This is a genomic window from Arthrobacter sp. APC 3897, assembly GCF_030407495.1.
Classification (GTDB): Bacteria; Actinomycetota; Actinomycetes; order Actinomycetales; family Micrococcaceae; genus Arthrobacter_B.
In genome coordinates, this window is sequence record NZ_JASDDG010000013.1 from 67,121 (window position 1) to 93,833 (window position 26,713).

The following is a 26,713-nucleotide window of genomic DNA, read 5'->3' on the forward strand; positions in this document are numbered from 1 at the left end:
GGTCCTGCCGGCCCCTCCCGGGTCTTGGCGGCTAGGCGTCCGCAGCGGCGGCACTTCGCCGGGCGCGGGAAGCGTGTGCCAGCTTGCACGCGACGGCGATGCAGGCCACCAGCGCAACGGTGGACAGCAGCTGAGTCCTGGCCGCCGGATCGAAGCAGGCCAGCACAAGAATGGCTGCCAGGAGGACTATGCCGGCGACTGTCAGGTAGGGAAAGCCGCGCATCCGCAGTTTGAGGGCCACGCCGTCGCGGTCGGCCCTGCGGCGCAGCACGAACTGGGACAGCAGAACCGAAGCCCAGACCAGCAGCACGGTGGAACCGACGACGTTCAGCAGGGCGGGAAGCACCCGGTCCGGGAAGAAGAGTTCCAGCACAGTGGAGACAACCCCAACGGCCACGGAGACAAGCACGGCAAGAACGGGTGCTTTCGCTTTGTTGAGCCGCAGCAGCCCCCGCGGTGCGTCTCGGCGTTCGGCCAGCGAGTAGACCATCCGTGAGGCGCCGTACAGATTGGCATTCAGCGCTGACAGCAGGGCAACGGCTGCCACCAGGATGATGGCCGTCTCTGCCCCCGGGATCCGGGCGGTTGCCAGGACGGCGGCGAACGGAGACTCAAGCGCTTCCGAATCCCAGGGGATAACGGTGACGATGACGGCCAGCGAGCCGATGTAGAACACCAGGATGCGCCAGACAACGGTCTTGATGGCCTTGCCTACGCTGCGGGCGGGGTCTGCGGTCTCGGCTGCGGCAACGCTCACAATTTCGGTGCCGCCGAACGCGAAGATCACTACCAGCAGTGCCGACGCAATGCCGGCCAGACCGGTCGGGGCGAATCCGTCGTTGCCGAAGAGATTGCTGAGACCGGGGGAGGTGGTATCGGGCAGCCAGCCGAAGATGAGGGCAGCACCGATCGCCAGGAACGCAATGATGGCCGCAACCTTCAGGATCGCAAACCAGAATTCGAACTCACCGTAGTTCTTCACGCCGGTGACATTGATGAGCGAGAACACCGCAATGAAGAACAGGGCCATGAGCCAGACGGGAAGGTCCGGGAAGACGGACGCCAGAAGACCGGCAGCACCGATGGCCTCGGCGGCAATCACCACAACAAGCTGGAACCACCAGAGCCAGCCGACAGCGGATCCGGCCGTCTTGCCGAAGGCTTTCTCCGTATAGACAGAGAATGCGCCCGAACTCGGATTGGCCGCAGCGAGTTCGCCCAGAGCCTGCATCACGATGATGACCAGGGCGCCCGCCACGAGATAAGAGATCAGGACAGCCGGCCCGGCCGCCTGGACACCCACCCCCGATCCAAGGAACAGCCCGGCGCCAATTGCGCTGCCGAGCCCCATCATGGTCAGCTGGCGGGAATTCATTGACCGTCCCAGGCCTGATCCGTTCCGGGGAGGTGCTGGGTTGGTTGTCAGATCGGCAGTGGTCATGCAGGTGCCTCACAAGCGTCGGGAGCGGAGGTTCTCCGCATCGAGAAAAGATTGGGGGGATGTCCGGCGGCGTACCCGTGGAATCAGGTCCGCCGGCGGCAGCCCGGGAGTGACGCTAATCACAAACCCGGCGATGAGCAAATTCATAGGGAAATGCTGTGCAAATTGTATAGAAGAGGTGCGGTGGGTCCCGCTCAAAGCAGGCAGTCTGTGCGGTGTTTGCTGTGCAGCTTGTTTGCGTGACCAATCTTACTTAGCCTCGTTGGGCAGTGCCCGCCGCTGCAGCTTATCCTTCGCTCCGGTCCATCAGGAGAATCATGAACATCCCGCACCGTGCCGGCCTTGAAAACTTCCCGCCTTACCGTCAGGGAAAAGCCCCGCAGGCCGTAGACGGCCTGGAGGCCTTCAAGCTCTCCTCGAACGAGAATCCCTACCCGCCTCTGCCTTCAGTGGTGGAGGCCGTAACCGGCGCCGTCTCCAGCATTAATCTCTATCCGGAGATCGCTGCAGAGGAACTCCGCGGTGCCATCGCGTCCCGCTGGGAGGTTTCACCGGACAACATTGCGCTCGGCGCCGGGTCAGTGGAAGTTGCGAGCCAGATCATCCTCGCAGTGAGCAATCCGGGCGACCAGGTGATGTTCGCCTGGCGGTCCTTCGAGGCCTACCCGCTTCTGGCCACCACCGCAGGGGCGGAACCACAGCCCATTGCCCTGACCGGGGAGGGCGGCCATGACCTGCCGGCTATGGCTGCTGCTGTTACCCCGAAAACCCGCGTGATCTTTCTCTGCAATCCGAACAATCCCACCGGTACCGTCCTCAAGGCTGCAGCGGTGGACAGCTTTATCTCATCCGTCCCGGAGGATGTCCTTATAGTGCTCGATGAAGCCTACGTGCACTTCAACCGCGATGCCGACACCGCCGTCGGGATCGAAATGTTCCGTAAGTATCCGAACGTTGCTGTCCTGCACACCTTCTCCAAGGCCTACGGGCTCGCCGGGCTGCGCCTCGGCTACGCCATTGCCTCGCCCGGGCTGGTCACCAACCTCCAGAAGGTGGCTGTTCCGTTCGGCGTCACGTCCCTGGCGCAGCAGGCCGGGCTGGCATCCCTGTGCGCCGAAGATGAACTTCAGGAGCGGATCGATGTCCTGGTGACCGAGCGCCGGCGCGTGCACGATGCGCTGGCGGCGGCCGGGCTGCCCGTTCTTCCGTCGGAAGCCAACTTCCTCTGGCTCGACAGCCGTGGCCAGACGGCCGCCCTTGCGGCAATCTTTGAAGACAACGCCCTTTCTGTCCGCGTCTTTCCGAACGAGGGCATCCGTATCACCATCGGCTCACCTGCCGCCAACAACAGGATTCTGGACGCCGCCCGGCAGGCAGCGGCTCTCCTGGCCCCCCAGCACTAATCCCGAGGAACCAACATGACTGAACAGCTGAACGTATCCGACGTCGTCGCGGAAGTGTGTGCACGTCACGCTGAGGCGGTGTTTGGCCTGATGGGCAACGGCAACGCCTTTTTCACGTCCAACCTCACGGCCCGCGGCCTGCCGTATACCAGCGCCCGGCATGAAGCCGGAGCCGTGGCCATGGCGGACGCGTATTACCGCGCCTCCGGCAAGATTGCGGTGGCAACGGTGACTTACGGGGCCGGTTTTACCAATTCCCTGACCGCCCTTACCGAGGCCGCCAAAGCCCGGATCCCGATGGTGCTGGTTGTGGGAGAAGCACCGACCGCCGGGGCCCGGCCATGGGACATTGACCAGCTGATGGTGGCCCGGGGCCTGGGGGTACACACCCTTACCGTGGCTGCCGGAAACGCCGAACGCCTCACCGAAGAGGCCTGGTCCACAGCCGGGAACGAACGGCGCCCCGTGATTGTTTCCATTCCCTATGACCTTGCCAATGAAGCGGCCGGACCGCAGGAGCAGGCCGTGCCGCGGCAGCCGTCTGACCGGGTGCAGCCTGACCCCGGCGCCGTGGAGCGCGTCGCCGCGCTGCTGAACCGCGCCCGGCGGCCCCTGATCCTGGCCGGCAACGGTGCCGTGATTTCAGGTGCGGGGACTGCACTGGTGGAACTGGGGGACAAGATCGGTGCATTGTTTGCGACTTCACTGATGGCGCGGAATTACCTCGATACGTCCTGGGATTTGGGTATCGCCGGGGGCTTCGCACTCATGGCTCCCCTCCAGCTCATGCGCTCCGCGGACCTTGTCATTGTTGCCGGCGCCAGCCTTAATGCCTTCCAGACCCGCTACGGATCCCTCTTCGCGGAAGACGCCGAGGTCATCCAGATTGATGCAGCCGACTCGCCCACAAACCCCCGGGTTTCGAGGTTCATCCAGGCCGATGCCCGCGAAACCGCTGTGGCATTGACGGCAGCAGTTTCCGCTGTGGAGGACGGATGGCGGACGCAGCATCCGGAGGTGGCCGCGCCGACATTCGCCGTCGATCCTGCCGCGGAGGAGTTCGCCCCTGACGGGCGGTTGAATCCCCGCGCCGTGGCGCAGCAGCTCGATGCGGTCCTGCCCCGCAACCGCACCATCGTCCAGGACGGCGGGCACTTCTGCGGCTGGATCCCGATGTACTGCCAGGCTCCGGATCCGCAGGGCCTCATGATGGTTGGCACCGCGTTCCAGTCCATCGGCCTGGGCATCCCGGCTGCAGTCGGAGCGGCGGTGGCCCGTCCGGACCGGACCACTGTGCTGATTGCCGGAGACGGCGGCGCCCTGATGGCGCTGGCGGATCTGGAGTCCGCAGTGCGCGCCATTCCGAGCGGGATCATGGTGGTGTTCAACGATGCCGCCTACGGAGCCGAAGTCCATCAATACGCCGCTCGAGGCCTCGACGATACGGCTATGCAGATCCCGGAGGTTGATTTCAGTGCGCTGGGGCGTGCAATGGGTGCGCAGGGCGTGAAAATGCGTTCACTGGACGACCTGTCTGTCCTCGAAAAGTGGCTTGCCGACGGTGCTGAAGGCCTGTTTGTGCTCGATGTGGCGGTAACCCAAAGCGAGGTGGCTGATTACATGCGTGAAAGCATGGCACCCATCCTGGCTGCAGCGTCTGCCGGGTAGGGACCTTTAGCCTTTGAAACACAACTAGTATTTGTTTGAATTCTCTGCTACGCGCGAGGTGTTCATTAATTAAGTTGCATTTGTGTTGATAGTTTTCTAATTGTTATGGATTGGAGGAATGCCAAACTAATGCGCTAAGGTCATTCGTTATGAATTCTGATCCTTCACGTTTTGGCGGAGCAGCAAGCACAACTGACAGACCGCCGGGCGGCGGTCCGGAGGGACAGAAGGCCGGCGGGCGGCCCGCTGAGCGGGTGAAAAAAGCACTGCGCAATGCGGCGGCGGAGCCAACGTTCGGCATGCATCCCGGACTTGTTCCCGGGATCAGCGTCGAAGACACCGGGGCCAGTTTTCCCACCCGGCGCAGTGTGTTCATTGTTGCCCTGGCTGTCTCGCTGGCGGTCCTGGCATGGGCAACGTTCGCTCCGGCGCACCTGAATATGGTGGGTACCACCATGCAGGGCTGGGTGGTGGTTCACTTCGGCTGGCTGTTCAACGCAACCGTCGTGGGTATCGTGATCTTCATGCTCGTGGCCGGCTTCGGTCCCACAGGCAAGATCCGTCTCGGTGCCGACGACAGTACCCCGGAATACTCGACCCTGTCGTGGATCTCCATGCTGTTTGCCGCAGGTCTGGGCATTGGCCTGATCTTCTACGGCCCCATGGAGCCGCTCAGCCACTTCCTGAGCCCGCCGCCGTCAACCGACGCCGAGGCAGGGACCTCTGATGCCATTCTGCCTGCCATGACTGATGCTTTCCTGCACCAGGCATCCATCGCCTGGTGCATCTATGCCCTGGTAGGCGGGGCCCTGGCTTACGCCTCCTACCGGCGGGGGCGGCTGCCGTTGATTTCATCACTGTTTGAACCGGTCTTCCCGGACGGCAACAACCGTGTCCTGGGCAAGGCCATCGATGTCTTTGCCGTCTTGGTCACCCTGTTCGGCACCGCGACGTCGCTGGGCATCGGCGCACTCCAGATCCGCACGGGCGTGTCGATCATCACGGGGCAGGAACTGGGCAACGGTTTCGTCGTCGTGGCCATCACCATTCTGACGGTTGTCTTCACCATCTCCGCAGTGGCCGGCATCAAAAAGGGCATTCGGCTGATGTCCAACGCCAATATGAGCCTGGTCATCCTGCTCGCAGCATTTGTCCTGCTGGCGGGACCGACCTTTTTCGTGCTGGATCTGCTGCCGGTTTCGCTGATCGCATTTTTCGACAACCTGCCGGACATGCTGACCGTCTTTGCCGGCCAGGGCGCCACGGAAGAGGCGTATCTGACAGCTTGGACCACGCTGTACTGGGCCTGGTGGATTTCATGGTCGCCGTTCGTGGGCATGTTCATTGCCAAGATTTCCAAAGGCCGGACCCTGCGCCAGTTCGTCACCGTGGTGGTGTTTGTTCCCTCAGCCATTTCCGTCGTCTGGTTCACGGTCTTCGGCGGCAGTGCCATCTGGATGAACATGGAGGGCAGGGACATGACGGTGGCGGGTGCCGGGGAGAACGTCATGTTCGATTTGCTGGGCAACCTTCCGTTCAGCACCGTGACATCGGTTGTCTGCCTGATCGCCATTCTCATTTTCTTTGTCACCGCTGCAGACTCGGCAGCCAATGTCATGGGTTCCATGTCGCAGTCAGGGCGGCCGGTCCCCTCGAAGCCGGTGACCATCGCCTGGGCTGCCGCGCTTGGGCTGATCTCCATGGCCCTGCTGCTGGCCGGCGGCCGCAATGCCCTCTCGGGGCTGCAGTCCATTATGGTGACCTGTGCCCTGCCCTTCACCATCATCCTGATTGGCGTCATGGTCTCGTGGGGCAAGGAGCTGCGCAACGATCCCTACATGATTCGCCGCCGGTATGCGCTGGAGGCCATTCGGGGAGGGGTCCGCCGGGGTATCGGCGAGCACGGTGATGACTTTGTCTTCGGTGCCGCCCACGTGGCGGAGGATGAAGGGGCCGGCGCCGACTTTGAGAGCGATGACCCCGCGCTCACCGAGTGGTACACGGAGGCGGTGCAGGATCCGGATGTCATGGAGGGTCCGGAAGAGCTGCCGGACAAGGTAAAAACCGCCGCGGCCGACTAAAGGCTGGACCGACCGGCCCGGGCAGCTGCTGACCGGGCAGCTGCTGCCCGGGGTGGAAGGGGGCTGCCGCTACGCCGCGAGTCCCGGAGAGCGGGACCGGTCTCGTCACACTACGCCGGATACCGGCCCGGTGTGGTTAGGATGAACCCACCTCACAACCAAGCAACTGCTTTGCTGAGGGAAATCGAACGGACCTTGACAGTCCGACGGCGTATTGATGTATCCGAGCAACGAAAGTGAATAGATGACAACGACGTCAGAGCTGCCTCAGGCATCCTCCTTTCCCAGCGTGTCCGCTCCCTCCCCGGCAGCAACCGGCTCCGCGACCAAGTCCGCCGGCCACGTGATTGTTGATGCGCTGGCTGCTCACGGGGTGGAACGGACCTATGTGGTGCCCGGCGAAAGCTTTTTGGATGTGCTGGACGGACTGCACCAGTCAGCGATTGAAACTGTCGTTTGCCGGCATGAGGGCGGCGCCGCCTACATGGCCGAGGCCGCAGGCAAGATGCAGCAGCTGCCGGGCATCGCCATGGTTACCCGCGGCCCGGGTGCGGCAAACGCGCACGTCGGCCTGCACACGGCCTGGCAGGATTCCACGCCCATGGTGCTCTTTGTGGGCCTGATCCCGTTCGAGCACCGGGACCGTGAGGCCTTTCAGGAATTCGATATCAAGGCCTGGTTCGACACCGGCGCCAAGCGGGTGATGGTTCTGGACCATGCCGAGCGCGCGTCCGAGATTGTAGCCGAGGCGATCTTTGCCGCGATGAGCGGCCGCCCGGGTCCCGTCGTCGTCGGCCTTCCCGAGGACATCATCCGCAAGGAAATCAGCGCCGTCCTCCATCCGCCGATTCCGGTTGCCCCGGGCGGCATGACCGTCACGGACTGGAAAGCGCTGCAGGCTGCGCTGAAGGAAGCGGACAAGCCGCTGTTTGTCACCGGCGGCAATGACTGGACGCAGGAAGGCGCAGATACCCTGACCCGCTGGCTGGAGGAACACCACCTGCCCGCCGCCGCGGAGTGGCGCTGCGAGGGAACCGTACCCTTTGACTCGCCCTCGTACGTGGGGCCCATCGGGTACGGCCGGCCAAAGCCCACTTATGACCTGCTCGAAGAGACGGATCTGCTGGTCTTCGTGGGCACCGTGCCCGGCGACGTGCTCACTGATGGTTTCGTCGCGCGGCAGGACTGGGCCAAGAAGAACTTCCTCGTCACGATTGATCCCTCGCTGCGCGGCCGTTCCGGTCCGGTTTCCTACCAGATCGTCGCTAAGCCGGATGTCTTTGTCCGTGACCTGGTCCTGATGGATCTGCCGGTGAAGGACGAGTGGAAGGCCTGGACCTCCCGCATGCGCGCAGAGCAGGAATCCTTCGCCGCCCTGCCGCCCGCCGGGCCGCAGGCCGGCCAGGCACGGATGGACACCCTGATGGCGCATCTGGTGCCGACGCTGCCCGATGACGCCGTGGTCACCCTGGGGGCGGGCGAGCACACCAACTGGGCCCACCGTTATTTCCCCACGAAGCGCTACGCCTCCATGGTCAGCGCCCGCAACGGTTCCATGGGCTATTCCGTGCCGTCGGCAGTCGCTGCGTCCCTGACCTACCCGGGCCGGCGCGTGGTGACGATTGCCGGCGACGGCGAATTCCTGATGAACGGCCAGGAGCTGGCTACGGCCGCCCAGTACGGGGCCACCCCGCTGGTGATCGTCATGGACAACCAGGAATACGGCACGATCCGAACCCATCAGGAGCGCCACTATCCGGACCGGGTTTCCGGCACCCAGCTGAAGAACCCCGAGTTTGCGCTTATGGCCCGGGCTTTTGGGGGCTTCGGCATCAAAGTGGAGCACGACGCCGATGTGCCCGCCGCCGTTGAGGCTGCACTGAAGGCTATCGATGAGGACAAAACCTTCGCGCTCATCCACCTGGTGGTCGAACAGCGCGTGAAGGCCTACTGAGCGTACTGATGAAGGGGGGGGCGGCTGTCCGCCGTCGGCTCATGCGGCTGCCTGCCCTTCAGTCGGGTGTGTATCGGCCCGACGACGATACACACCCGCCCCCGAACCCTAGGATGGAGGAGTGACCGGATCTTCAGAGTCTCCCAGCCCGTCCTCCGCCCCCTTTCCCGCTTCCTCCGCCGGCTTTGTTGAGCCCGAAGCAGGGAGCAGCCTGAGTTCGCTGCAGGCCGCCCGCTCCGCCGTCTCCGCGCTGACCGCGGCGGGGGTAACCGACGTGGTGGTTGCCCCGGGGTCGCGCAGTGCCCCGCTGGCCTATGCCCTGGGGGAAGCCGAAGCGCAGGGCCGGGTGAGCGTGCACATCCGGATCGATGAACGGGTTGCCGGCTTCACCGCCCTCGGCCTGGCACGGGGCGGACACCGGCCGGCAGCTGTCGTCACCACCTCCGGAACTGCCGTGGGCGAACTGATGCCGGCCGTGATGGAAGCCCATCATGCCGGGGTGCCGCTGGTGGTGCTGTCCGCAGACCGGCCGGCAGAGCTGCACGGCACCGGCGCCAACCAGACAACTGTCCAGCCCGGGATCTTCGCGGACTTTCCGGCAGCCACAGCCGACATCCGCGCCGGAGAAGATCCCGCCGGGGCCATCAACGCAGCCTTCAACGAGGTCAGCGCCGGCGGTCCGGCGGGCCCCATCCACATCAACCTGCAGTTCCGCGACCCGCTGATCCCGCAGGACGGTGACACCGCCGAATTGGCCGCCGCCTACGCCGAACTTCCGGATGCGGAACTGCCCTCCGACCCCGTCGCCACCGGACGGGAAGCCGCCGTGCTGGCAAACCACGATGGAACGTACCGCGCCGTTGTCATAGCCGGTGACGGCGCCGGCGAGATTGCTGCACTGTTTGCCAGGCGCGCACGGTTGCCCCTGCTCGCCGAACCGTCCTCGAACGCCCGCTTCGGCCCGAACGCGATCGGGGCCTACCGCCTGCTGCTGGAGGAACTGGGCCCGGAGGTTGAACGCGTGGTGGTCTTCGGCCGGCCCACCCTGTCCCGGCCGGTTGCCGCACTGCTCGCCCGCAGGGACGTGGAGAAGGCCATTTACGTACCGCGCCCGGTCAACTGGTTCACCGCCGGACGCCGCCCCGAAACCCTCATCACCGACCTGGCCGGGCTGTTCGGCTTTGCCGGCGAAGGCACTCCCGGCTGGCTGGAGCGCTGGCAGGCGGCCTCCGCAGCGGCGATGGCCGCGGTATCTTCCCTGCTCGAGGGGGAGGCTGAACTGAACGGCCTGCAGGTCGCGGATCTGGTCTGGGACCACACGGACGGAAACCTGGTGCTCGGCTCTTCCAACCCGATTCGGGACATGGATCTGGTGGCGGCTCCGGACTGGCATCCGCTGGACGTCTACGCCAACCGCGGCCTGGCCGGCATTGACGGCACCATTGCGACGGCTTCCGGCATTGCGCTGGCCAACGGCATCCCCACCCGGGTGCTGCTGGGCGACCTCACCTTCCTGCACGACGCCGGCGCCCTCCTTCTTGGCCCCGGGGAACCTGAGCCTGATCTGCAGCTGGTGGTGCTGAACGACGGCGGCGGCGGCATCTTCTCCACGCTTGAGCACGGAGCGCTGGGGGAGCGCGAAGAGTATGCCGCCGTCGTCGAGCGCTTTTTCGGGACCCCGCACACAGTTGACCTGGCCGCACTCGCCGCCGCCTACGGGGTGCCGCACACACTGGTCCGCACGGCGGACGAGCTTGACGAGGCCCTCGATGCCCCGGTCACGGGACGCTCGATCCTCGAGGTTCCGGTGCGCCGGGACGCCCTGCGGAAACTCCATGCGGCGGTCAGCAGCGCCGTCCGGAATGTGCTGAGGTAGTTTTCTGCGGCACCAAAAAAGCAGCCCTCCCGCTCGTTGCGCGGGAGGGCTGCTTTGAAGTGGAAGGTCAGAGCACCTTGGAGAGGAACTCGCGGGTGCGGGGGTGCTGCGGGTTGTCCAGTACATCGGCCGGGCGGCCCTGCTCGACGACGACGCCGCCGTCCATGAAGACCACGCGGTCACCTACTTCGCGGGCAAAGCCGATCTCATGGGTCACCACCATCATGGTCATGCCCTCCTCAGCCAAATTGCGCATGACGGCAAGCACATCGCCCACCAGCTCGGGGTCCAGGGCGGACGTGGGCTCATCGAAGAGCATCATGTCCGGGTCCATGGACAGCGCCCGGGCAATAGCCACGCGCTGCTGCTGTCCGCCGGAGAGCTGGGCTGGGAAGGCGTCTGCGCGGTCTGCCAGGCCAACCTTGGCCAAGTTCTTGCGGGCCACTTCCTCGGCCTCGGCCTTTCCTCGCTTCTTGGCGCGGCGCTGGGCCAGCATGAGGTTCTTCAGGACGTTCAGGTGCGGAAACAGGTTGAACTGCTGGAACACAATGCCGATCCGGGTGCGGACCTTGTCCAGGTCCGTCTCGGGATCGGTGATGTCCACGCCCTCCACCAGGATGGTGCCGCTGGTGGGCTCCTCCAAGCGGTTGACGCAGCGCAGCAGGGTGGACTTGCCGGAGCCTGACGGGCCGATGACGCAGACCACTTCACCCTGGTCCACGTGGAAGTCGATGCCCTTGAGGACTTCGTTGGAACCGAAGCTCTTGTGCAGGTTCTGCACCTGGATGGCGGGAACCGCTTTGTTGACGGCGGCGGTGGAGTCGTGGATTTCAGTGCTCATGACCTTTACCGACCTCTCTGGTTGTGTCGTTCAAGGCGTGCCACCAGCTGCGTCAGCGGCAGCGTGATAATCAGGTACATCAGAGCGGCCAGCACCAGCGGCGTGGGGTTGGCGTTCTGCGAGACGGCATCGCGTGCAAACGTGGTGAGTTCGCGGTCTGCCAGCGCCATGCCGGCAATGAACAGCAGGGACGTGTCCTTGATCAGGATGACAAGTTCATTGGTCAGCGGGGGCGTGATGATGCGGAAGGCCTGCGGCAGGGTCACGGACACCATGGTCCAGGCCGGGCCCATGCCCAGGGAGCGGGCTGCTTCGATCTGGCCGGACGGAACCGCCTGAATGCCGGCACGGATGGTCTCGGCGATGTAGGCTGCCGACACGGCGATCAGGGCAATCAGGCCGCCGCCGGCGTTTCCTCCGGGCCACTGCCAGGAGAAGGCGATCGGCACGGCGAAGGCGAAGGCAAAGATCACCAGCAGGGCCGGCAGGCCGCGGAAGAGTTCGATGTAGGCCGTTGCGGCCCACCGGTACGGGGCCACCGGGGAGAGCTTCATCAGGGCAAGGATCAAACCCAGGGCCAGGCCGCCGGCAAAGGCGATGGCCGTGTAGATGATCGTGTTCTTGACGGCCACGGTGATGATGGTCGGGAAGGCCTTCTTGGCCACTTCGGCGTCAAAGAAGTTCACCCCGATTGCTTTCCAGTCCGCGAGCAGGACTATGGCCAGGACGGCCAGGATGAAGACGGCATACAGGCTGCCCCGGAAGAGGCGTCTGCGGGTGGAGGGTTTCAAGGTGGAGCCTTCCGCGGAAGATATGTGTGGCGCCGTCCCGGATTGGGTCTCAACCCGGGACGGCGGAACGTTCAGTGCGTATCAGTGCTTATTCGGCAAAGTACTTGTCGTAGATTTCGTCGTATTTGCCGTTGTCCCGAAGATCTGCCAACTGGGCGTTGACCTCTTCGATCAGGGCGGTGTTTTCCTTCTTGGTGGCGAAGCCGTAGGACTCGTCAGTCTGGTATTCCTCGACAATGTCGAAGGCGCCGTCCTTGGTGTGGTTCGTGTTCACGGCGATGTCCTGCAGGATGGCGTCAATGCTTCCGCCCTGAATGGCCTGGAACAGTTCACCGTCGCCGGGGTATTCCAGGATTTCGGCACCTTCGACGTTCTCCTGTGCATAAGCGGCGCCGGTGGTGGACTGCTGCACGCCCACGCGCTTGCCGGCCAGATCGTCGATGCCGGAGATGTCCGAACCGGCAGGTACCAGCAGGGTCTGCAGCGAGTCATAGTACGGGTCGCTGAACAGCAGCTTCTCGGAGCGTTCGGGTGTGATGGAGACGGCACTGGCACTGAGATCACACATGTTGGCGCTCACTGCGGTGCCGCCCTGAATGGCCTCAAAGCCCTGCTGCTGGATTTCTGTTTCCAGACCCATTCCGGTGGCGATTTCCCGGATCAAATCCATGTCAAACCCGGTGTACTCACCATCCTCCACGTATTCAAAAGGTACGTAGGGGATTTCGGAGCAAACCGTCAGGGTGCCTTCCGAGACCAGCCCAAGGCCGGAGTCCGCGCCGTTGGCGGATGAATCGTCTCCGCCGCAGGCGGTCAGCGCCAGGGCGCCCAGAGTCACCGCGGCAAGCGCGGTTTTACGTGCTTTGTTCAGCATGGATCTACAACCTTTTCGTGGACGGAGCCAGTGGCGATTGCCCCTTCATAAACAGATGAAAGCACTCTAGATTCTACGCATGCGATATTTCATCAGGATGTCGGGCACGAGTGCGCCGTCAACGAATTTGGCCCTTTAGGTGTCTTATTCGGTGAAATACCTGTCGTAAATCTCCTGGTACTTACCGTTGCTGCGCATCTCGGCCAGCTGGGTGTTGATCTCCTTGATCAGTTCCTCGCTGCCGTCCTTCTTGGCAGCCAGCCCGTAAGACTCACCGGTGGCGTACGTTGCCGCGATGGTATAGGCGTCGTCGTCGGTATGACCGAGGTTCACGGGCAGGTCCTGCAGGACACCTTCGATGTTGCCGGCCTGAAGTGCCTGGAAAAGCTCCGCATCGGTCTGGTAGGAAATGACCTCGGTATCCGCGGGAGCGTTGTCCCGGGCATAGGTTTCACCCGTTGTCCCCTGCTGGATGCCAATCTTCTTGCCCGCCATGTCCTCCAGGGCCTTGGCCTCTGAATCGGAAGACACCAGCAGCGACTGCAGGGAGTCGTAGTACGGGTCGGAGAAGGCGAGGTTCTTTTCGCGTTCCGGGGTGATGGTCATGGCGGCCGCGATGACGTCGCACTGATTGGCGGCCAGGACGGTGCCGCTCTGGAGACCGTCGAAGCTGGCATTCTGGACTTCCAGTTCCAGGCCCATGCCGGCGGCAATCTCGCGGCTGAGATCCATGTCGAAGCCGGTGTATTCCCCGTCTTCGCCCACGTACTCAAACGGCACAAACGGAACATTGGAGCATACCGTCAGCGCGCCGTCGTTCACGAGCGGAATTCCGGATTCTGTTTCCGCAGTTCCGCTGCCGCCGCTGCAGGCGGTGGCGGTCAGGGCGCCCAGAGCCAGGACGGCGGCCAGAGCGGTGCGTGTTTTGTGGAGCATGGGAATGACAACCTCGAATTTGGAAGGGACGGGACCGGCAGGCGGGCCGGTGCTGATGCCTGAGCTATGCATAAATATGCACGATCACTCAATTATACGCACTTTGTGAGGGTGCACTACACAGCGTTCGTCACACCGTCAAGGGTGGCGTTTAAAGTTTAGGAGCCGAGGCGGCGGAGCGCTAAGCCCGGGGTCCGGCTACGGCGCCGCGGGCACGGTCGAGCTCCAGTGCTTCCAGCATGGGCCGGAACTTACTCCACGTTTCCGCCAGTTCAGCGGCCGGATTGGAGCCTGCCACAATGCCGCAGCCTGCATACAGCCGCACTGTGCGGGGGCCCTCGATGACGGCTCCGCGCAGGGCAATGCCCCATTCGCCGTTGCCGGCGGCATCCATCCAGCCCACTGGTCCGGCATACGGGCCGCGGTCCATGTGCTCAAGTTCACTGATCAGTTGACCGGCAACGCTGGTGGGGAAGCCGCAGACTGCCGCGGTGGGATGCAGTGCCTCCACCAGGGCGAGCGACGTCGGAATTCCGCCGTCGGCATTGGGTGCCAGCTCGGCGGCCACATCGGAGGCGAGGTGCCACACATTGGGCAGCTCCAGGACAAAGGGCTCGCTGTGCGAAGTCATGGACGAGGTGAAGGGCTGCAGCTGGCGGGTGAGCGAATCAATGGCGATTTGGTGTTCGTGGCGCTGTTTGTCGGACCCGGCCAGTACCCGCTGAGGATAATCCGGGTCATCCGCCGGCGCCGTTGCGCGGTCCAGGGTGCCGGCCAGGACGCGGGCCCGGGCAACGCCGTTTTCCACCTTGATCAGCATCTCCGGTGTGGAACCGATCAGCCCGTCCACCGAATAGGTCCAGCAGCTGCGGTAGCGCAGGGCCAGTTCGCGCAGCACCTGCGCTGCGGACACCGGTGAGCCGAGCGAAGCGACAATATCGCGGGCCAGGACAATCTTGCTCAGGTCGCCGGCGTTGATGTGGGCCACCGAGCGGGTTACGGCGTTTTTCCACTCCGCCTCGCTGAGGACGCCGGGCAGGATGCGGTCCTCGGGATCGGGCTCGCGCGCAACCGGCACTTCATCAAGGTAGACAGCCAGGGCGGCCTGGGCGGAGGCAAGGCTCAGCTCGGCGTCGGGATCTGCGGTGGTCTGCGTGATCCAGGTGCCCCCGTCACGGGAACCCACCACGATCTCGGGAACAATGAGCCGGGATTCAAAGGGAGAGCGCTTGGAGAAACCGAAGGAGCCGAAAGCTGCCAGACCGCTGCCGGGGACGGACAGCGGATTCTCGATCTCGGCGTCGTCCGCCAGCTTCAGCCACCACTGCTGTGCATCCGCGAAGCGTTCGGGTCCGCTGGAGGTAAAACGGGCGCTCTGCCCGAACCCCACCAGTCCTTCTCCGCTGCGGATCCACGCAAGCTGGTCATTGAGGACCAGATACTCCAGCAGCCCGATTGTGGCGGACAGCTCACCAATGGGCACGGTCAGGGAACGCAGGGTGGTCATAATGACTCCAGCCTACTCCTCGCGCGGATGTGCCGCGGGCAGCGTTCCGCACTGCTGCGGGCACCCGGCCCGTACTTCGTGAGGCGGCAGACACCTGCAGCTGCGCGTTCGGTCCCATGAACATTCTTTGAGACAATGATCAGGTGAAGCGCGCATCGTTGGAAAAACGCCCGGATGAAGTCGCTGCCATGTTTGACGACGTGGCACCGAAGTACGACGTCGTTAATGACGTGCTGTCCCTGGGACAGACGCGCCGTTGGCGGCGCCTGGTAGTGGACGCCGTCGGCGCCCGGCCCGGTCAGCGGGTCCTTGACCTGGCCGCCGGCACCGGAACCTCCAGCGAGCCGTACGCGGACGCAGGCATCAATGTGGTTGCCTGCGACTTCTCCCTGGGCATGCTCAAGGTAGGGAAGCGTCGCCGCCCGGATATCGACTTTGTGGCCGGAGATGCCACCAATCTGCCGTTCGAGGACAACTCCTTTGACGCCTCCACCATCTCCTTCGGCCTGCGCAACGTGAACGAGCCCAAGAAGGCGCTCTCCGAAATGCTGCGCGTCACCAAGCCCGGCGGCCGCCTGGTTATTGCCGAGTTCTCCTCGCCCACCGTTCCGGTGTGGCGCACCATGTACACCGAGTACCTGATGCGCGCCCTTCCTCCGATCGCCCGCAAGGTTGCGTCCAACCCTGACGCGTACGTTTACCTCGCCGAGTCCATCCGCGCCTGGCCCAACCAGGACGGACTGGCAGCCTGGATTTCCGAAACCGGCTGGGAAGATGTGGCCTACCGCAACCTCACCGGCGGCATTGTGGCAATTCACCGTGCTGTAAAGCCGGGGAGGACAGCCATCTAAGTGAAGGTTCTTATTGTCGGTGCCGGTCCGGCCGGTTCAACCGCTGCCTATTATCTGGCCCGCGCGGGCCAGGATGTCACCGTCCTGGAGAAAACATCCTTCCCCCGGGAAAAGGTCTGCGGCGACGGGCTGACGCCCCGCGCTGTCCGCGAAATCCAGCTCCTGGGCCTGCCGCATGAAGAATCCGAAGGCTGGCGCCGCAACAAGGGCCTGCGCCTGATCGCGGCCGGCCGCACCGTTGAACTGCCCTGGCCAACGCTTTCCGATTTTCCCGATTACGGGTTGATCCGCACCCGTCTGGGCTTTGATGAGGCTCTGGCGCGCCACGCCCAGGCGGCGGGGGCGCGCATCCTGGAACGGCACTCCGTCACCTCAGCGCTGCGGGACGACGGCGGCCGGGTCACCGGTGTGGTTGCCAACGTGCTCGACGACGCCGGCCGGCGGACCGGGGAAACCCGCGAATTCTTCGCCGACGTGGTGCTGGCCGCTGACGGCAATTCCTCCCGCACTGCTCTGAGCCTGGGCATCGAAAAGCGCGATGACCGGCCGCTGGGCGTGGCGGTGCGCACCTATTTCGAGAGCCCGCGCAGCAACGATGACTGGATGGAAGGGTGGCTGGAGCTTCCTGACGCCGCCGGAAATCCGCTGCCCGGTTACGGCTGGGTCTTTGGAGTGGGAGACGGAACGTCCAATGTGGGCCTGGGCATCCTGAATTCCTCCAAGGAGTTCGGCAAGCTGGACTACCGCAAGGTCCTGCGTGACTGGACCGCCGGTATGCCCGCGGAATGGGGTTTTACGCCGGAGAACCAGGTGGGGGAGATCCGCGGGGCGGCCCTGCCCATGGGGTTCAACCGCACACCGCATTATTCGCCGGGGCTGCTGCTGCTCGGCGACGCCGGCGGTATGGTCTCTCCGTTCAACGGCGAGGGCATTTCCTACGCGATGGAATCCGCACGGTTTGCCGCGGACTTCATCGTGGCAGGCGAGGCCGAGGCACGCAGCCCGGGGATCCTGTCCGCTGCGGCGGCCTTCGATTACCGGCTTTCCGGCTATGCCGGCCATATCCGCGATGAATGGGGAAGCCACTTCGCCCTGGGCGGGATCTTCGCCGGACTGATCGGCAAGCCGGCGATCATGAAGCTCGCGCTGCGCACCGGAATGCCGCTGCCCGTGCTGATGAAGTTTGTGGTGCGGATGCTGGCTAATCTCACGGACCGCAGCAACAAGGGTTTGGAGGATAGAGTTATTGCCGTACTGGAAGCACTGGTGCCGGCAGCCTCGAACCAAAACGAGCACTCCCGCCCGTTGTCCAACCCGCTCCGACGAAAAGTTAGTCTAAACCGTGACTGAATCCTCGAACACCAGCCCGGATACTGCCGCTGACGATGCCCTGACCGCGCTCCCTGCCGGTTTTGCGCTCATCGCCGAAGACCCGCAGCTGGGTCCGTCGATTGCCGCATCCCTGGAATTGGTGGAAACCCGGCTGCTGGAGGCGATTTCCAATGCGGATCCTTTTGCAAATGCCACCTCGCGCCACCTGGCCCAGGCCGGCGGCAAACGGATCCGGCCGCTCCTGACGCTGCTGGCATCCCACCTGGGTCCGGAGCCGACCAATGACAAGGTGATCCAGGCCGCGGTCGTCGTTGAGCTGACCCACCTCGCCACGCTGTACCACGACGACGTGATGGACTCCGCCCCGCTGCGCCGGGGCGCGCCCACGGCGCACGAGGTGTGGGGCAACTCGGTGGCGGTCCTTACCGGTGACCTGATCTTCGCCCGTGCCTCGTCCCTGGTGTCCGAGCTGGGCGGCGAAGCACTGGGCATCCAGGCACATACCTTTGAACGGCTCTGCATGGGGCAGCTGCATGAGACTGTGGGACCCCGCGAGGACCAGGATCCGCTGGAGCATTATCTCGCGGTGATCTCCGGCAAGACAGCCTCGCTGATCGCGGCCTCCGGGCAGTTTGGCTCGCTGTTCTCCGGGGCGGAACGGCAGTTCATCAACGTCATGGTCGAGTACGGCGAGAAGGTGGGTACCGCATTCCAGCTCGCGGACGACGTCATCGACGTTACCGGCCGCGAGGTGAAGTCCGGCAAGACACCGGGAACGGACCTGCGTGAAGGTGTTCCCACCCTGCCGGTTCTGATCCTGCGCCGCAATGCGGCGGCGGGCGACGCTGAAGCGGCTGCGGTCCTGGAACTGGTGGACGGGGACCTGAGCTCCGACGAGGCCCTGGCCGCCGCGGTTGAGGCCCTGCGGAAGAACCGGGCCACGGCAGAAGCCTGGGCCGTGGCACGGCAGTGGTCCGATGAAGCAGTAGCCGCCCTGGAACCGCTGCCGGACACTGTAGTGAAACAGGCACTGGCCAGCTTTGCCGTGGCTGTGGTGGAGCGGGACGTTTAGCGCGGGAGCGTAGTGGACGGCGGTGCCCGGCACAAGCATGGTGCGGGTACTTGCCGGACTTTCCCCAAGTCCGAACCGGTTCTTGGAGTTTGTGGCACCCTTTGGGGACATCAGAGCCGCGAAGTCCAGGGGGAAACATGAGTCAGGTTGCACACACGCGCGCCGCGGGGCGGGAGCAGCGGAAGGCGCCGGGGTATCCCGGGCCGCAGGAGACCGCTCCCACAGTCTGGTGGTCCCTGACAGTGGAACCGGCACGTCCGGAGGTTTGTGACGCCCTCATCAGGCGTGTGATCACACCGCTGTGTACCCGGGCAAGGTCCTGGGGCGCGGGCAAAAGCTTTTATTCCCGCACCCTGGATACCGCGAAGCCGCACGTGCAGCTGCATTTGCTGGTTCACTCGGATGTGACACCCCGGCTGAACGGGTTCGCGCAGGCACTCGCGGCCCAGTGCTCCGGCGAGCTGGGAGAGCTGAACCTTTCCGAGCGCAACTGGGGGTTTTATCCGCCCCGCCAGGGGGAAGCCGCCTCCCCGCGGGTTGAGCGGGCCCTGGCGGTCTTCGGCGGCTGTGAAGGTATTGCCCTGACCAGTGAAGTGGCTGAACTGTCTTCGGACCTCTCGGCCTGGGCGCTCGGACGCTTTCCCACCCCCAGAGCCCGCTCGCCGTTTGCTGCGCTGCTGCTTTTTGATACGGCCCATTCCCTGATGAGCGGACCCCGCTCCGCGCTTTGGGCGGATCGCAGGGGTCTGAGCTGGGACTACTACTGGGCAGAACATCTGCGCGGCTGCACCGGGTCCGGAGCACCCGGGGCGGAGCGCGCACGCCGGGTCCCGGCCCCGCAGCAGGCTTCGCAGATCCGGACTGCGCACAACATTATGTGTGCGGTCGCGTCCGATCCTTCCGTGGACACCTGGCGCAAACGCTGGTCCCGTGCAGTGGACACGTATCTGTACCGGGCGGATAAAGCCCGCATCAGCCGCAGCGCTCAATTCCTGGCCATGTACCAAAGCCGGACAACGCTCAACCGCTTTGGTATTACTCCGCAGGAAGAGGCCGTCCTGGGGATCTACGCGCATGCATGGAGCAAAGAGCATGAGCCCGCGACCGGCCGGGAACGTTCCTAGGAACGTTCCCGGGAACACTGTCGGGATTTTTTGCTACAGGACGGCGCGGAGCTCTGCGGCCTTCCGGGCCCGGACAGCCGGGTCCACGATCGGGCGCTTGGGCGTGAAATAGAGCCCGTCATTGTCCCAGCGGGGCAGCACGTGCTGATGATAGTGCCAGACATGCTGGCTGCCGGCGGGTTCGTTGTGCTGCCGGGTGGTAACGCCGTCGGGCCGCCAGGCCTTCTTGATGGCCACCGCCATGTCGCGGGTGACAATCATGAGGCGGGCGGCGACGTCGTCGGGCAGTTCATACAGCAGCTCAAAATGCTCCCGCGGCGTCACCAGGACGTGACCCGGTTCCGGATCGAAGCCGTGCGAGGCGATGAACGCCAGCACCAGGTCATCGGAATACACCAGGTCCCCCGGCTCGCAGAGGTTGTCCGGAAAAGCGAACTCTCCCGAAGCCATGTCACAGAACGGGCACTGGTAGTTCTCCGGCGCGTGGCTGGGCCACGCCTCATCGACGGTGCCTGGCTGCTGCATGCGGTATTCCTTCCGGGCAGGTGTTAGTTCGGGTCTTCCTCGAAGACCCACTCGAACATGTCGAAGACGTATTCGCTGAAGGTCCCCTCTTCGCTTTGCCAGTCGCCGCGGGCGTTGTTGCGACGCCACACGATCGGGTCCGGCACGTCCAGCTGGTCCACACGGAAGCCCCAGACGAACTTCTCATCCTCGTCCTCGAGGAAGAGCAGGTAGCCGTCTTCGACCTCCAGCTCGTCCGGGTCCCAGAAGAAGTGGTAGGCCTCCATGAGGTCTTCGCTGTTGCCCAGGGCCAGGTAGAACTCCCGCAGCACCAGGGGGATGGTGAAGTCGTGGGCGTCGAGCATTTCGTTGAGAATGTCGGCGGGGATGCCGTCTTCTTCTTCGCGCCAGTCGTCCTCAAGGTACTTGGGGACCAGGGCTTTGAATTTGTCCAGGAACATTTGGCTCAATGGGGTCTCCAAAATTGCGGGTGGTGTACTTCAATCCTAGCCGCGGGAGGAGGCTGCCGGGTGCACCCGTCACCGGCGTCAGGGCAGGCGCGCGGCCATGCCGGGGTAGTCCAGGACGGCGCCGTCTGCATCCACCGTCAGCTCGGCCGTGAACCCGCGGGAGGTGGAACTGTAGAGGACCACGCCGTAGCCGCGGTCCTCGTCATAGGCGGAAACCTGGGAGTAGACCTGTTTGCTGGGGAGCACCCGCAGGCTGGGCATTTCCACCCACGCCGCGGTGAGCTTGGTGTCATCCGCAGGAGCCGATGCGTTCAGCAGGTCCAGGCGGAGGATGGGCATGGTGTTGGTCAGCGGACACAGGGCAAGGTCAACGTCTTGGGCATTGTCCAGCGCTCGGGTGTCCTCGATGCCGGGGGCGGGCAGGCTGGAGTTCCCGGACACCTGAGTGTCAACGGTCCATTTCCCTTCGGGGGAGCGCATGAGTTCCAGGGACCGTGACCAGCCGGGTGCTTCGACCCGGATGCTGAAGCGGGTGGTCACCCAGCCCGGAGACGTGGAAAGCGTCCAGGACGCCGTGTACTCATCGGTGACCGAGGTGCCGCCGGCAGCCAGTTCCCGGTCCCGAAACGATACGGCCGCGGTGTCATGGCGTGCGGTGTCTTCCAGACCCTGCCAGCGGAGAGTTCGGGCGGGTCGCACGCAGTTTTCCATCCCCCCACATTATGGTTACCGGGCGGTAAGCGGCAACGAGAGGTGTCCGCCCTCCTCAAATCCAGGTGACGGCCCGCATAGTTCCTCCGTGGCCAGGCACCGCTAGAGGACCTGCCCGCTACCAGATGCTGACGCGCTGCTCCGGATCCAGCCACATGCCGTCGGAGGCGGTGACGTTGAACGCTTCGTGGAAGGCATCGAGGTTGCGGGCTATGGCGTTGGTGCGGAACTCGTTGGGGGAGTGGGGATCGGTTGCCAGTCTCCGGACCGCTTCCTCGGAACGGATTACCTGGCGCCATACGGCTGCCCAAGACATGAAGAACCGCTGCCGGCCCGTGACCCCGTCAATGACCTCCGGCTCGGCCCCGTCCAGGCTGAGGAGGTAGGCCTTGTACGCAATCGCCAGACCGCCGAGGTCGCCGATGTTCTCACCCAGCGTCAGCTTTCCGTTCACCTTGTGGCCGGGTGCGGCATACGGGGAGAGCGCGTCATACTGCGCCACCAACTTGGCGGTCAATGCTTCGAACGCGGTCCGGTCTTCGTCAGTCCACCAGTTCCGCAGTGCGCCGCTGCCATCGAACTGCGAACCCTGGTCGTCGAATCCGTGGCCGATTTCATGGCCGATTACTGCCCCGATTCCTCCGTAGTTCACGGCGTCGTCTGCTTCTGCGTTGAAGAAGGGCGGCTGGAGGATCGCGGCGGGAAAGACAATCTCGTTGAGCGTGCGGTGGTAGTAGGCGTTCACCGTCTGCGGTGTCAGGCGCCATTTGGCGAGGTCAACCGGTTTGCCGATCTCGTCCAGGTGCCGTTCAACGTCAGCGTCATGGGCCCGTTCAATATTTCCCAGCAAGTCAGCCGGATCGATCTCAACGTCAGAGTAATCGGTCCAGACGTCCGGGAATCCCACCTTGGAACGGAAGGACTTCAGCTTTAACAGCGCTTCGGCCTTAGTCTCTTCGCCCATCCAGTCCAAGGAAGAGATGCTGTCCCGATAGGCCTCGGTCAGATTGGCCACCAGGGACTCCATGCGGGCTTTATGGCCGGCGGGGAAGTGCCGTTCCACGTAAATGCGCCCCACCGCTTCGCCCAGGTTTGCCTCAACGACGGCGACCCCCCGCTTCCACCGCTCCCTGTTCCGGGGTGTCCCGCTGAGTGTGGTGCCGTAGAAGCTGAAGTGCGCGTCCACAAACTCGGAAGACAGATAGGGCGCTGCCGAACCAAGGGCCCGCAGGGTCAGCCACTCCTTCCAGGTGTCCAGGGACTCGGACTCGAGTAAGGCGGCGGCACCGGCGAAGAAGTCCGGAGTGCTGAGAACAATCTCATCCCGTTTGGCCGGTTCCACCCGGGCAGCCTCGAACCACGTGTCCAGCAGAGGAAAGAGGTTAACAGCTTCAGCGGCTGTCATGAGGTTGTAAGTCTTGTGGGCGTCCCGCAGCGTCACCCGGTCCCAGTGGTGTGATGCCAGTGCCCGTTCGAGCGCGATGACGCGCAGGGCCGCGGCCTGGGCGTCAGGGATTTCAGCGAGGGTGAACAGCCTGGCCGCGTAATCGCCGTAGGCCGCTGCCATCGGCGCAAACTTGTCGTCCCGGTAATAGGACTCATCCGGCAGCCCCAGACCGCCCTGCCCGAGATGGAGGATCACCCGTTCAGGGTTTCCCGCGTCCGGGGCAGGGTAGAAGGAAAACAAGCCCTGGACATTAGAACGGAACAGCCGGCCAAGCAGGCTGACGAGCTCTTCGGCCGAGCCCGCCCCGCGGATGTGCTCCAAGCGTTCCTGCAGGGGTTTCAACCCCAAACTGTCAACCGCAGCAACGTCCATGAAACTGGAGTAGAGACCGCCAATTTGCTGCTCGACGCCGGATGCGGACTCTCCTTTGGCAGCGGCTTCTTCGATAATCGCCTTCACCGCCAGTTCCGCTTCATCGCGCAGCGCAGTGAAGGTGCCTTCCAGCGGCCTGTCGTCAGGGATGGCGGTGCTGCTGAGCCACCCGCCGTTGACGTGCCGGTAGAGGTCGTCCTGGGGTCGGACGCTGTTGTCAGCACTGGAAAAATCGATCCCCGACTGCGGCATGGGTGGCTCCTCGTGTGAACGCTGCATCGGGCACTTCAGCGGGTGCGGCGTCTGCATAGTGGTGGTTGGCACTGCGGTTACCTGCACGGTACTAGACAATTCAGAGAAGGTTTACGTCCCGCTTCTCAGGCCGCGCCCAACCCGAGACGGCGAACACTGAGCGCCAGGAACAGATGCACGCGGTCCGCGGTGACGGCGGGGTCATAGCCGGTCAGCTCGGTGATCTGGCCCAGGCGGTAGCGCACTGTGTTTCGATGCAGTCCCAGCTCATCCGCCACGGCAGCCACGGATCCGTTCAAAGAGAGGTAATGATCCAGGGTTTCCAGCAGGTTCGCGTCGTGGGCAGCGTCAAAGTCCGTCAGCGGGTCCAGCGCTTCGGCGGCGAGAGCGGCCAGCGGAACATCGGTGCCGGACATCAGCAGCGAGGTGAGGCTCAGCCGCTCCGGTTCGTTGAGGCTCTGGCCGCGCTGCAGGGCCTCCTTAGCCTCGAAGTAGCTCCAGCGCAGCCCGGCGTGGTCCGCGTAGGAGCCGCCGACGCCGATCTTCGCGGTGAGCCCGCTCCCGTAGAGGTACCCGGAAAGGATCCGGGCAAGATCGGGGCGGGAGCCCTGCGGAACCACAACAACAAGCCGGTCCTCGACGACTGCGGTGGCGGCGCCGTCGAACTCCGCAGGCAGCGGCAGAGCCGGCAGCGAGCGCACCTGTCCGGAAGCGGCTTCCACCAGGAGGGTAACGTTGCGTCCGGTCATGGGGATGCCGGCCGCCTGAAGGCGCATCGAGGCATCGGTTCCGGTGAGCCGGCCCGCGACGACGTCGGCCAGGAGCTGGCCGGTCACGGCACGTTCACGGCTGCGCCGGCGAGCCTGGTTGCTCAGCTCCACACTGATCAGGCTTTGGGCATAGGCCACAATATCCGGACGGAGATAGGGTTCAGCGATCATCAGGGTACAGCGGTCCCTGAGGCCGGTGGCGATCGGAAGGCGTTGGCGCGGTCCGGATTCGGCCCGGGCGCCCGTGGTGAACAGCCGGGCGCCGTATTGGTACAGGGCAACCGGACTGTCCAGCAGCATGGACAGTTCCTGCAGCAGTCCGGGCAGGCCTTTCCCTCCCAGCAGTGCCGACGCCAGGGACTGGTGTGCTGCGAGCAGATCGCGAAGCTGCGTGACGTGATCGGCCGCCAGGGCGTCCGCCACCATCTTGCCCAGGGCCACGAACGGAGTTTCATAGGGAACTTCGAAAACGCACAGGCCGCGCTGGGCGGCCGCTTCAAGAAGTGCCGCCGGCACCTTGGCATGGCTGAGACCGGTGCCAAAACCAATGGCCAGCGCACCGGCCCGGTGCACACTGTCCACGAAACTGCGCTGCACGGCTCCGCTGCGCTGCCGCACACCTGTTGTCAACACCACTTCGCCGCCGCCCAGGAACGGAAACGGGTCTTCCAATTCGGTCACTGCAACCCACTGCAGGGGAGCAGGGGTGAGCTCGGCGGTGCCGCAGCTGCGCAGGTTGAGGCCCGGGGCGGCGAGGAGGTCGGAGAGCTGGATCGGCATTTAGCAACTATACGGTCAGGCGTTGGTCGCCTGCACAGACTCCGGTGGTGTGTGTTGTAGTTTTGCCCCTATGGAACGGTGTCTTCACCGCATAGGTTGAAAGGAATGCCCCGGGCACTGGAGTCCGGGCTTACCTCCATTCGAAAGGACAGTGCGAGCCATGGCCCAGACGCTGCAAAACTTCATCAACGGAGAGTTTGTCCCGGCACAGGGAACCGAACAGCTGGAAATCATCAACCCGGTCAACGGCGAAGTGGTGGCCTCGTCTCCGGTGTCCAACCAGGCAGACGTTGACGCCGCCATGGAGGCCGCCGCGACCGCCTTCAAGACCTGGAAGCGGACCACTCCGTCCGAACGCCAGCGCATGCTCCTTCGCCTAGCCGATGCCCTGGAAGCCAACTCCGATGAACTGGTGGACGCCCAGCACCGCAACACCGGACAGGTTCCCTCCGTCATTGCCGCGGAGGAAGTAGCCGTGGGAGCGGACCAGCTGCGCTTCTTCGCCGGCGCCGCCCGTCTGCTGGAAGGCAAGGCAGCCGGTGAATACGTGGAGGACCACACGTCCTTCATCCGCCGCGAGCCAATCGGCGTCGTTGCCCAGGTTGCCCCCTGGAACTACCCGCTGCTGATGGCCGTCTGGAAGATCGGGCCGGCGCTCGCCGCAGGAAACACCGTAGTGCTCAAGCCCTCCGACACCACGCCCGAATCCACGCTCGTCCTGGCCCGGCTCGCCGGGGAGATTTTCCCTCCCGGCGTCCTGAACGTCGTCCTGGGCACCGGAGAAACCGGTGCCGCCATGGTGGAGCACCCGGTCCCGGGCCTGGTGTCCATCACCGGTTCAGTGCGCGCCGGCATCGCTGTGGCTTCCGGTGCCGCCAAAACGCTCAAGCGTGCGCACCTGGAACTCGGAGGAAAGGCACCTGCAGTGGTGTTCGCTGACGCGGACCTGCAGAAAACTGCCCGCGCCGTGGCTGAGTTTTCCTTCTTCAACGCAGGCCAGGACTGCACGGCCATCACCCGTGTCCTTGTGGAGGACTCAGTCCAGGACGAGTTTGTGGCCGCTCTCGCGGAGCACACCAAAACCCTGCAGACCGGACACGAGGATTCCGAGGAGAACTACTTTGGACCTCTGAACAACATCAACCACTTCAACGCGGTCAACGCCGTCATTGATGCCCTGCCGGAGCACTGCCGCATTGTCACCGGCGGCAAGCGCGCCGGGGCCAAGGGGTTCTTCTTTGAACCAACGATCATCACCGGCGCCCGCCAGGATGATGACATCGTCCAGAAGGAAACCTTCGGCCCGGTCATCACAGTGCAGGGTTTCAGCACCGAGGAGGAAGCCGTGGAAATGGCCAACGACGTCGAATATGCCCTGGCATCCAGCGTCTGGACCAGCAACCACGGCCGGGCCATGCGGCTGGCCCGCGATCTTGACTTTGGCGCCGTCTGGATTAACACGCACATCCTGCTCACGGCCGAAATGCCGCACGGCGGATTCAAGAGTTCCGGCTATGGCAAGGACCTTTCCATGTACGGCGTGGAGGACTACACCCGAATCAAGCACGTGATGACCGCGCTGGACGCTTAAGCGAACCCGCACACCACCTACCCCCCCCCGCAGCAACCGCAGCACCGTTCGAAAGGCACACCCCA

At 64.2% G+C, this 26,713-nt stretch carries 21 protein-coding genes; 10 read left to right on the forward strand and 11 right to left on the reverse strand.

Features of this window, described 5'->3' with window-relative positions; genetic code table 11:
- Positions 1-31: 31 nt before the first annotated feature.
- Positions 32-1,441 (reverse strand): amino acid permease, encoded by a 1,410-nt coding sequence (locus QMA10_RS08245; RefSeq protein WP_290167415.1) that lies wholly within the window; start codon positions 1,439-1,441, stop codon positions 32-34.
- Positions 1,442-1,758: 317 nt separating this feature from the next.
- On the opposite strand from QMA10_RS08245, the gene hisC reads away from it, so the two are divergent.
- From hisC to menD, 5 genes are all read left to right on the forward strand, one after another.
- Positions 1,759-2,844 (forward strand): histidinol-phosphate transaminase, encoded by a 1,086-nt coding sequence (gene hisC, locus QMA10_RS08250; protein WP_290167416.1) that lies wholly within the window; start codon positions 1,759-1,761, stop codon positions 2,842-2,844.
- A gap of 15 nt (positions 2,845-2,859) precedes the next feature.
- A complete protein-coding gene (locus QMA10_RS08255) occupies positions 2,860-4,512 on the forward strand; it encodes a thiamine pyrophosphate-binding protein (protein ID WP_290167417.1) in 1,653 nt (550 codons plus the stop codon).
- Between the two features lie 254 nt (positions 4,513-4,766).
- Positions 4,767-6,593 (forward strand): BCCT family transporter, encoded by a 1,827-nt coding sequence (locus QMA10_RS08260; protein ID WP_290167419.1) that lies wholly within the window; start codon positions 4,767-4,769, stop codon positions 6,591-6,593.
- A gap of 244 nt (positions 6,594-6,837) precedes the next feature.
- Positions 6,838-8,547 (forward strand): thiamine pyrophosphate-dependent enzyme, encoded by a 1,710-nt coding sequence (locus tag QMA10_RS08265; RefSeq protein ID WP_290167420.1) that lies wholly within the window; start codon positions 6,838-6,840, stop codon positions 8,545-8,547.
- A gap of 121 nt (positions 8,548-8,668) precedes the next feature.
- Positions 8,669-10,423: a 2-succinyl-5-enolpyruvyl-6-hydroxy-3-cyclohexene-1-carboxylic-acid synthase gene (gene menD / locus QMA10_RS08270; protein WP_290167421.1), complete on the forward strand. Its 1,755-nt coding sequence runs from the start codon at positions 8,669-8,671 to the stop codon at positions 10,421-10,423.
- Positions 10,424-10,490: 67 nt separating this feature from the next.
- Here menD and QMA10_RS08275 read toward each other — a convergent pair whose 3' ends face one another.
- The 5 genes from QMA10_RS08275 to QMA10_RS08295 all read right to left on the reverse strand — a co-directional run bounded on the left by QMA10_RS08275 (position 10,491) and on the right by QMA10_RS08295 (position 15,375).
- Positions 10,491-11,264, reverse strand: a complete 774-nt coding sequence (locus tag QMA10_RS08275) for an amino acid ABC transporter ATP-binding protein (protein ID WP_290167423.1) — start codon at positions 11,262-11,264, stop codon at positions 10,491-10,493.
- 5 nt (positions 11,265-11,269) lie between these two features.
- Positions 11,270-12,055, reverse strand: a complete 786-nt coding sequence (locus QMA10_RS08280) for an amino acid ABC transporter permease (protein WP_290167425.1) — start codon at positions 12,053-12,055, stop codon at positions 11,270-11,272.
- 88 nt (positions 12,056-12,143) lie between these two features.
- Positions 12,144-12,929 carry a transporter substrate-binding domain-containing protein gene (locus QMA10_RS08285; protein ID WP_290167427.1) on the reverse strand — a complete coding sequence of 262 codons (786 nt, stop codon included), beginning with the start codon at positions 12,927-12,929 and terminating at the stop codon, positions 12,144-12,146.
- A 144-nt stretch (positions 12,930-13,073) separates the two neighbouring features.
- Positions 13,074-13,865: a transporter substrate-binding domain-containing protein gene (locus QMA10_RS08290; RefSeq protein ID WP_290167428.1), complete on the reverse strand. Its 792-nt coding sequence runs from the start codon at positions 13,863-13,865 to the stop codon at positions 13,074-13,076.
- A gap of 181 nt (positions 13,866-14,046) precedes the next feature.
- Complete coding sequence (locus QMA10_RS08295; RefSeq protein WP_290167451.1) at positions 14,047-15,375, reverse strand: isochorismate synthase; 1,329 nt, start codon at positions 15,373-15,375, stop codon at positions 14,047-14,049.
- Positions 15,376-15,515: 140 nt separating this feature from the next.
- Here QMA10_RS08295 and QMA10_RS08300 point away from each other — a divergent pair, with 140 nt between their 5' ends.
- The 4 genes from QMA10_RS08300 (at position 15,516) to QMA10_RS08315 (ending at position 19,751) form a co-directional block, all read left to right on the forward strand.
- Positions 15,516-16,223 (forward strand): demethylmenaquinone methyltransferase, encoded by a 708-nt coding sequence (locus QMA10_RS08300; RefSeq protein ID WP_290167430.1) that lies wholly within the window; start codon positions 15,516-15,518, stop codon positions 16,221-16,223.
- Positions 16,224-17,573 carry a geranylgeranyl reductase family protein gene (locus QMA10_RS08305; protein WP_290167431.1) on the forward strand — a complete coding sequence of 450 codons (1,350 nt, stop codon included), beginning with the start codon at positions 16,224-16,226 and terminating at the stop codon, positions 17,571-17,573.
- A complete protein-coding gene (locus QMA10_RS08310) occupies positions 17,566-18,627 on the forward strand; it encodes a polyprenyl synthetase family protein (RefSeq protein ID WP_290167432.1) in 1,062 nt (353 codons plus the stop codon). The genes QMA10_RS08305 and QMA10_RS08310 overlap by 8 nt, the downstream gene beginning before the upstream one ends.
- 137 nt (positions 18,628-18,764) lie before the next feature.
- The gene (locus tag QMA10_RS08315; protein ID WP_290167433.1) at positions 18,765-19,751 is read left to right on the forward strand and encodes a lantibiotic dehydratase C-terminal domain-containing protein; all 987 of its coding nucleotides are present in this window, start codon (positions 18,765-18,767) and stop codon (positions 19,749-19,751) included.
- Between the two features lie 33 nt (positions 19,752-19,784).
- On the opposite strand, the gene QMA10_RS08320 is transcribed toward QMA10_RS08315, so the two are convergent.
- The 5 genes from QMA10_RS08320 to QMA10_RS08340 form a co-directional block, all read right to left on the reverse strand.
- Positions 19,785-20,276: an HIT family protein gene (locus QMA10_RS08320; RefSeq protein WP_290167435.1), complete on the reverse strand. Its 492-nt coding sequence runs from the start codon at positions 20,274-20,276 to the stop codon at positions 19,785-19,787.
- 23 nt (positions 20,277-20,299) lie between these two features.
- Positions 20,300-20,725, reverse strand: coding sequence for a hypothetical protein (locus QMA10_RS08325; protein ID WP_290167437.1), 426 nt, complete (start codon positions 20,723-20,725; stop codon positions 20,300-20,302).
- Between the two features lie 78 nt (positions 20,726-20,803).
- Positions 20,804-21,424 carry a putative glycolipid-binding domain-containing protein gene (locus QMA10_RS08330; protein ID WP_290167439.1) on the reverse strand — a complete coding sequence of 207 codons (621 nt, stop codon included), beginning with the start codon at positions 21,422-21,424 and terminating at the stop codon, positions 20,804-20,806.
- 130 nt (positions 21,425-21,554) lie between these two features.
- Entirely contained in the window at positions 21,555-23,507 is a 1,953-nt protein-coding gene (locus QMA10_RS08335) for a M13-type metalloendopeptidase (RefSeq protein WP_290167441.1), read from the reverse strand.
- Positions 23,508-23,632: 125 nt separating this feature from the next.
- On the reverse strand, positions 23,633-25,057 hold the full coding sequence (locus QMA10_RS08340; RefSeq protein WP_290167442.1) for a PucR family transcriptional regulator: 1,425 nt from the start codon (positions 25,055-25,057) through the stop codon (positions 23,633-23,635).
- A gap of 160 nt (positions 25,058-25,217) precedes the next feature.
- Here QMA10_RS08340 and QMA10_RS08345 point away from each other — a divergent pair, with 160 nt between their 5' ends.
- Complete coding sequence (locus QMA10_RS08345) at positions 25,218-26,648, forward strand: gamma-aminobutyraldehyde dehydrogenase (protein ID WP_290167444.1); 1,431 nt, start codon at positions 25,218-25,220, stop codon at positions 26,646-26,648.
- Positions 26,649-26,713: the final 65 nt, after the last annotated feature.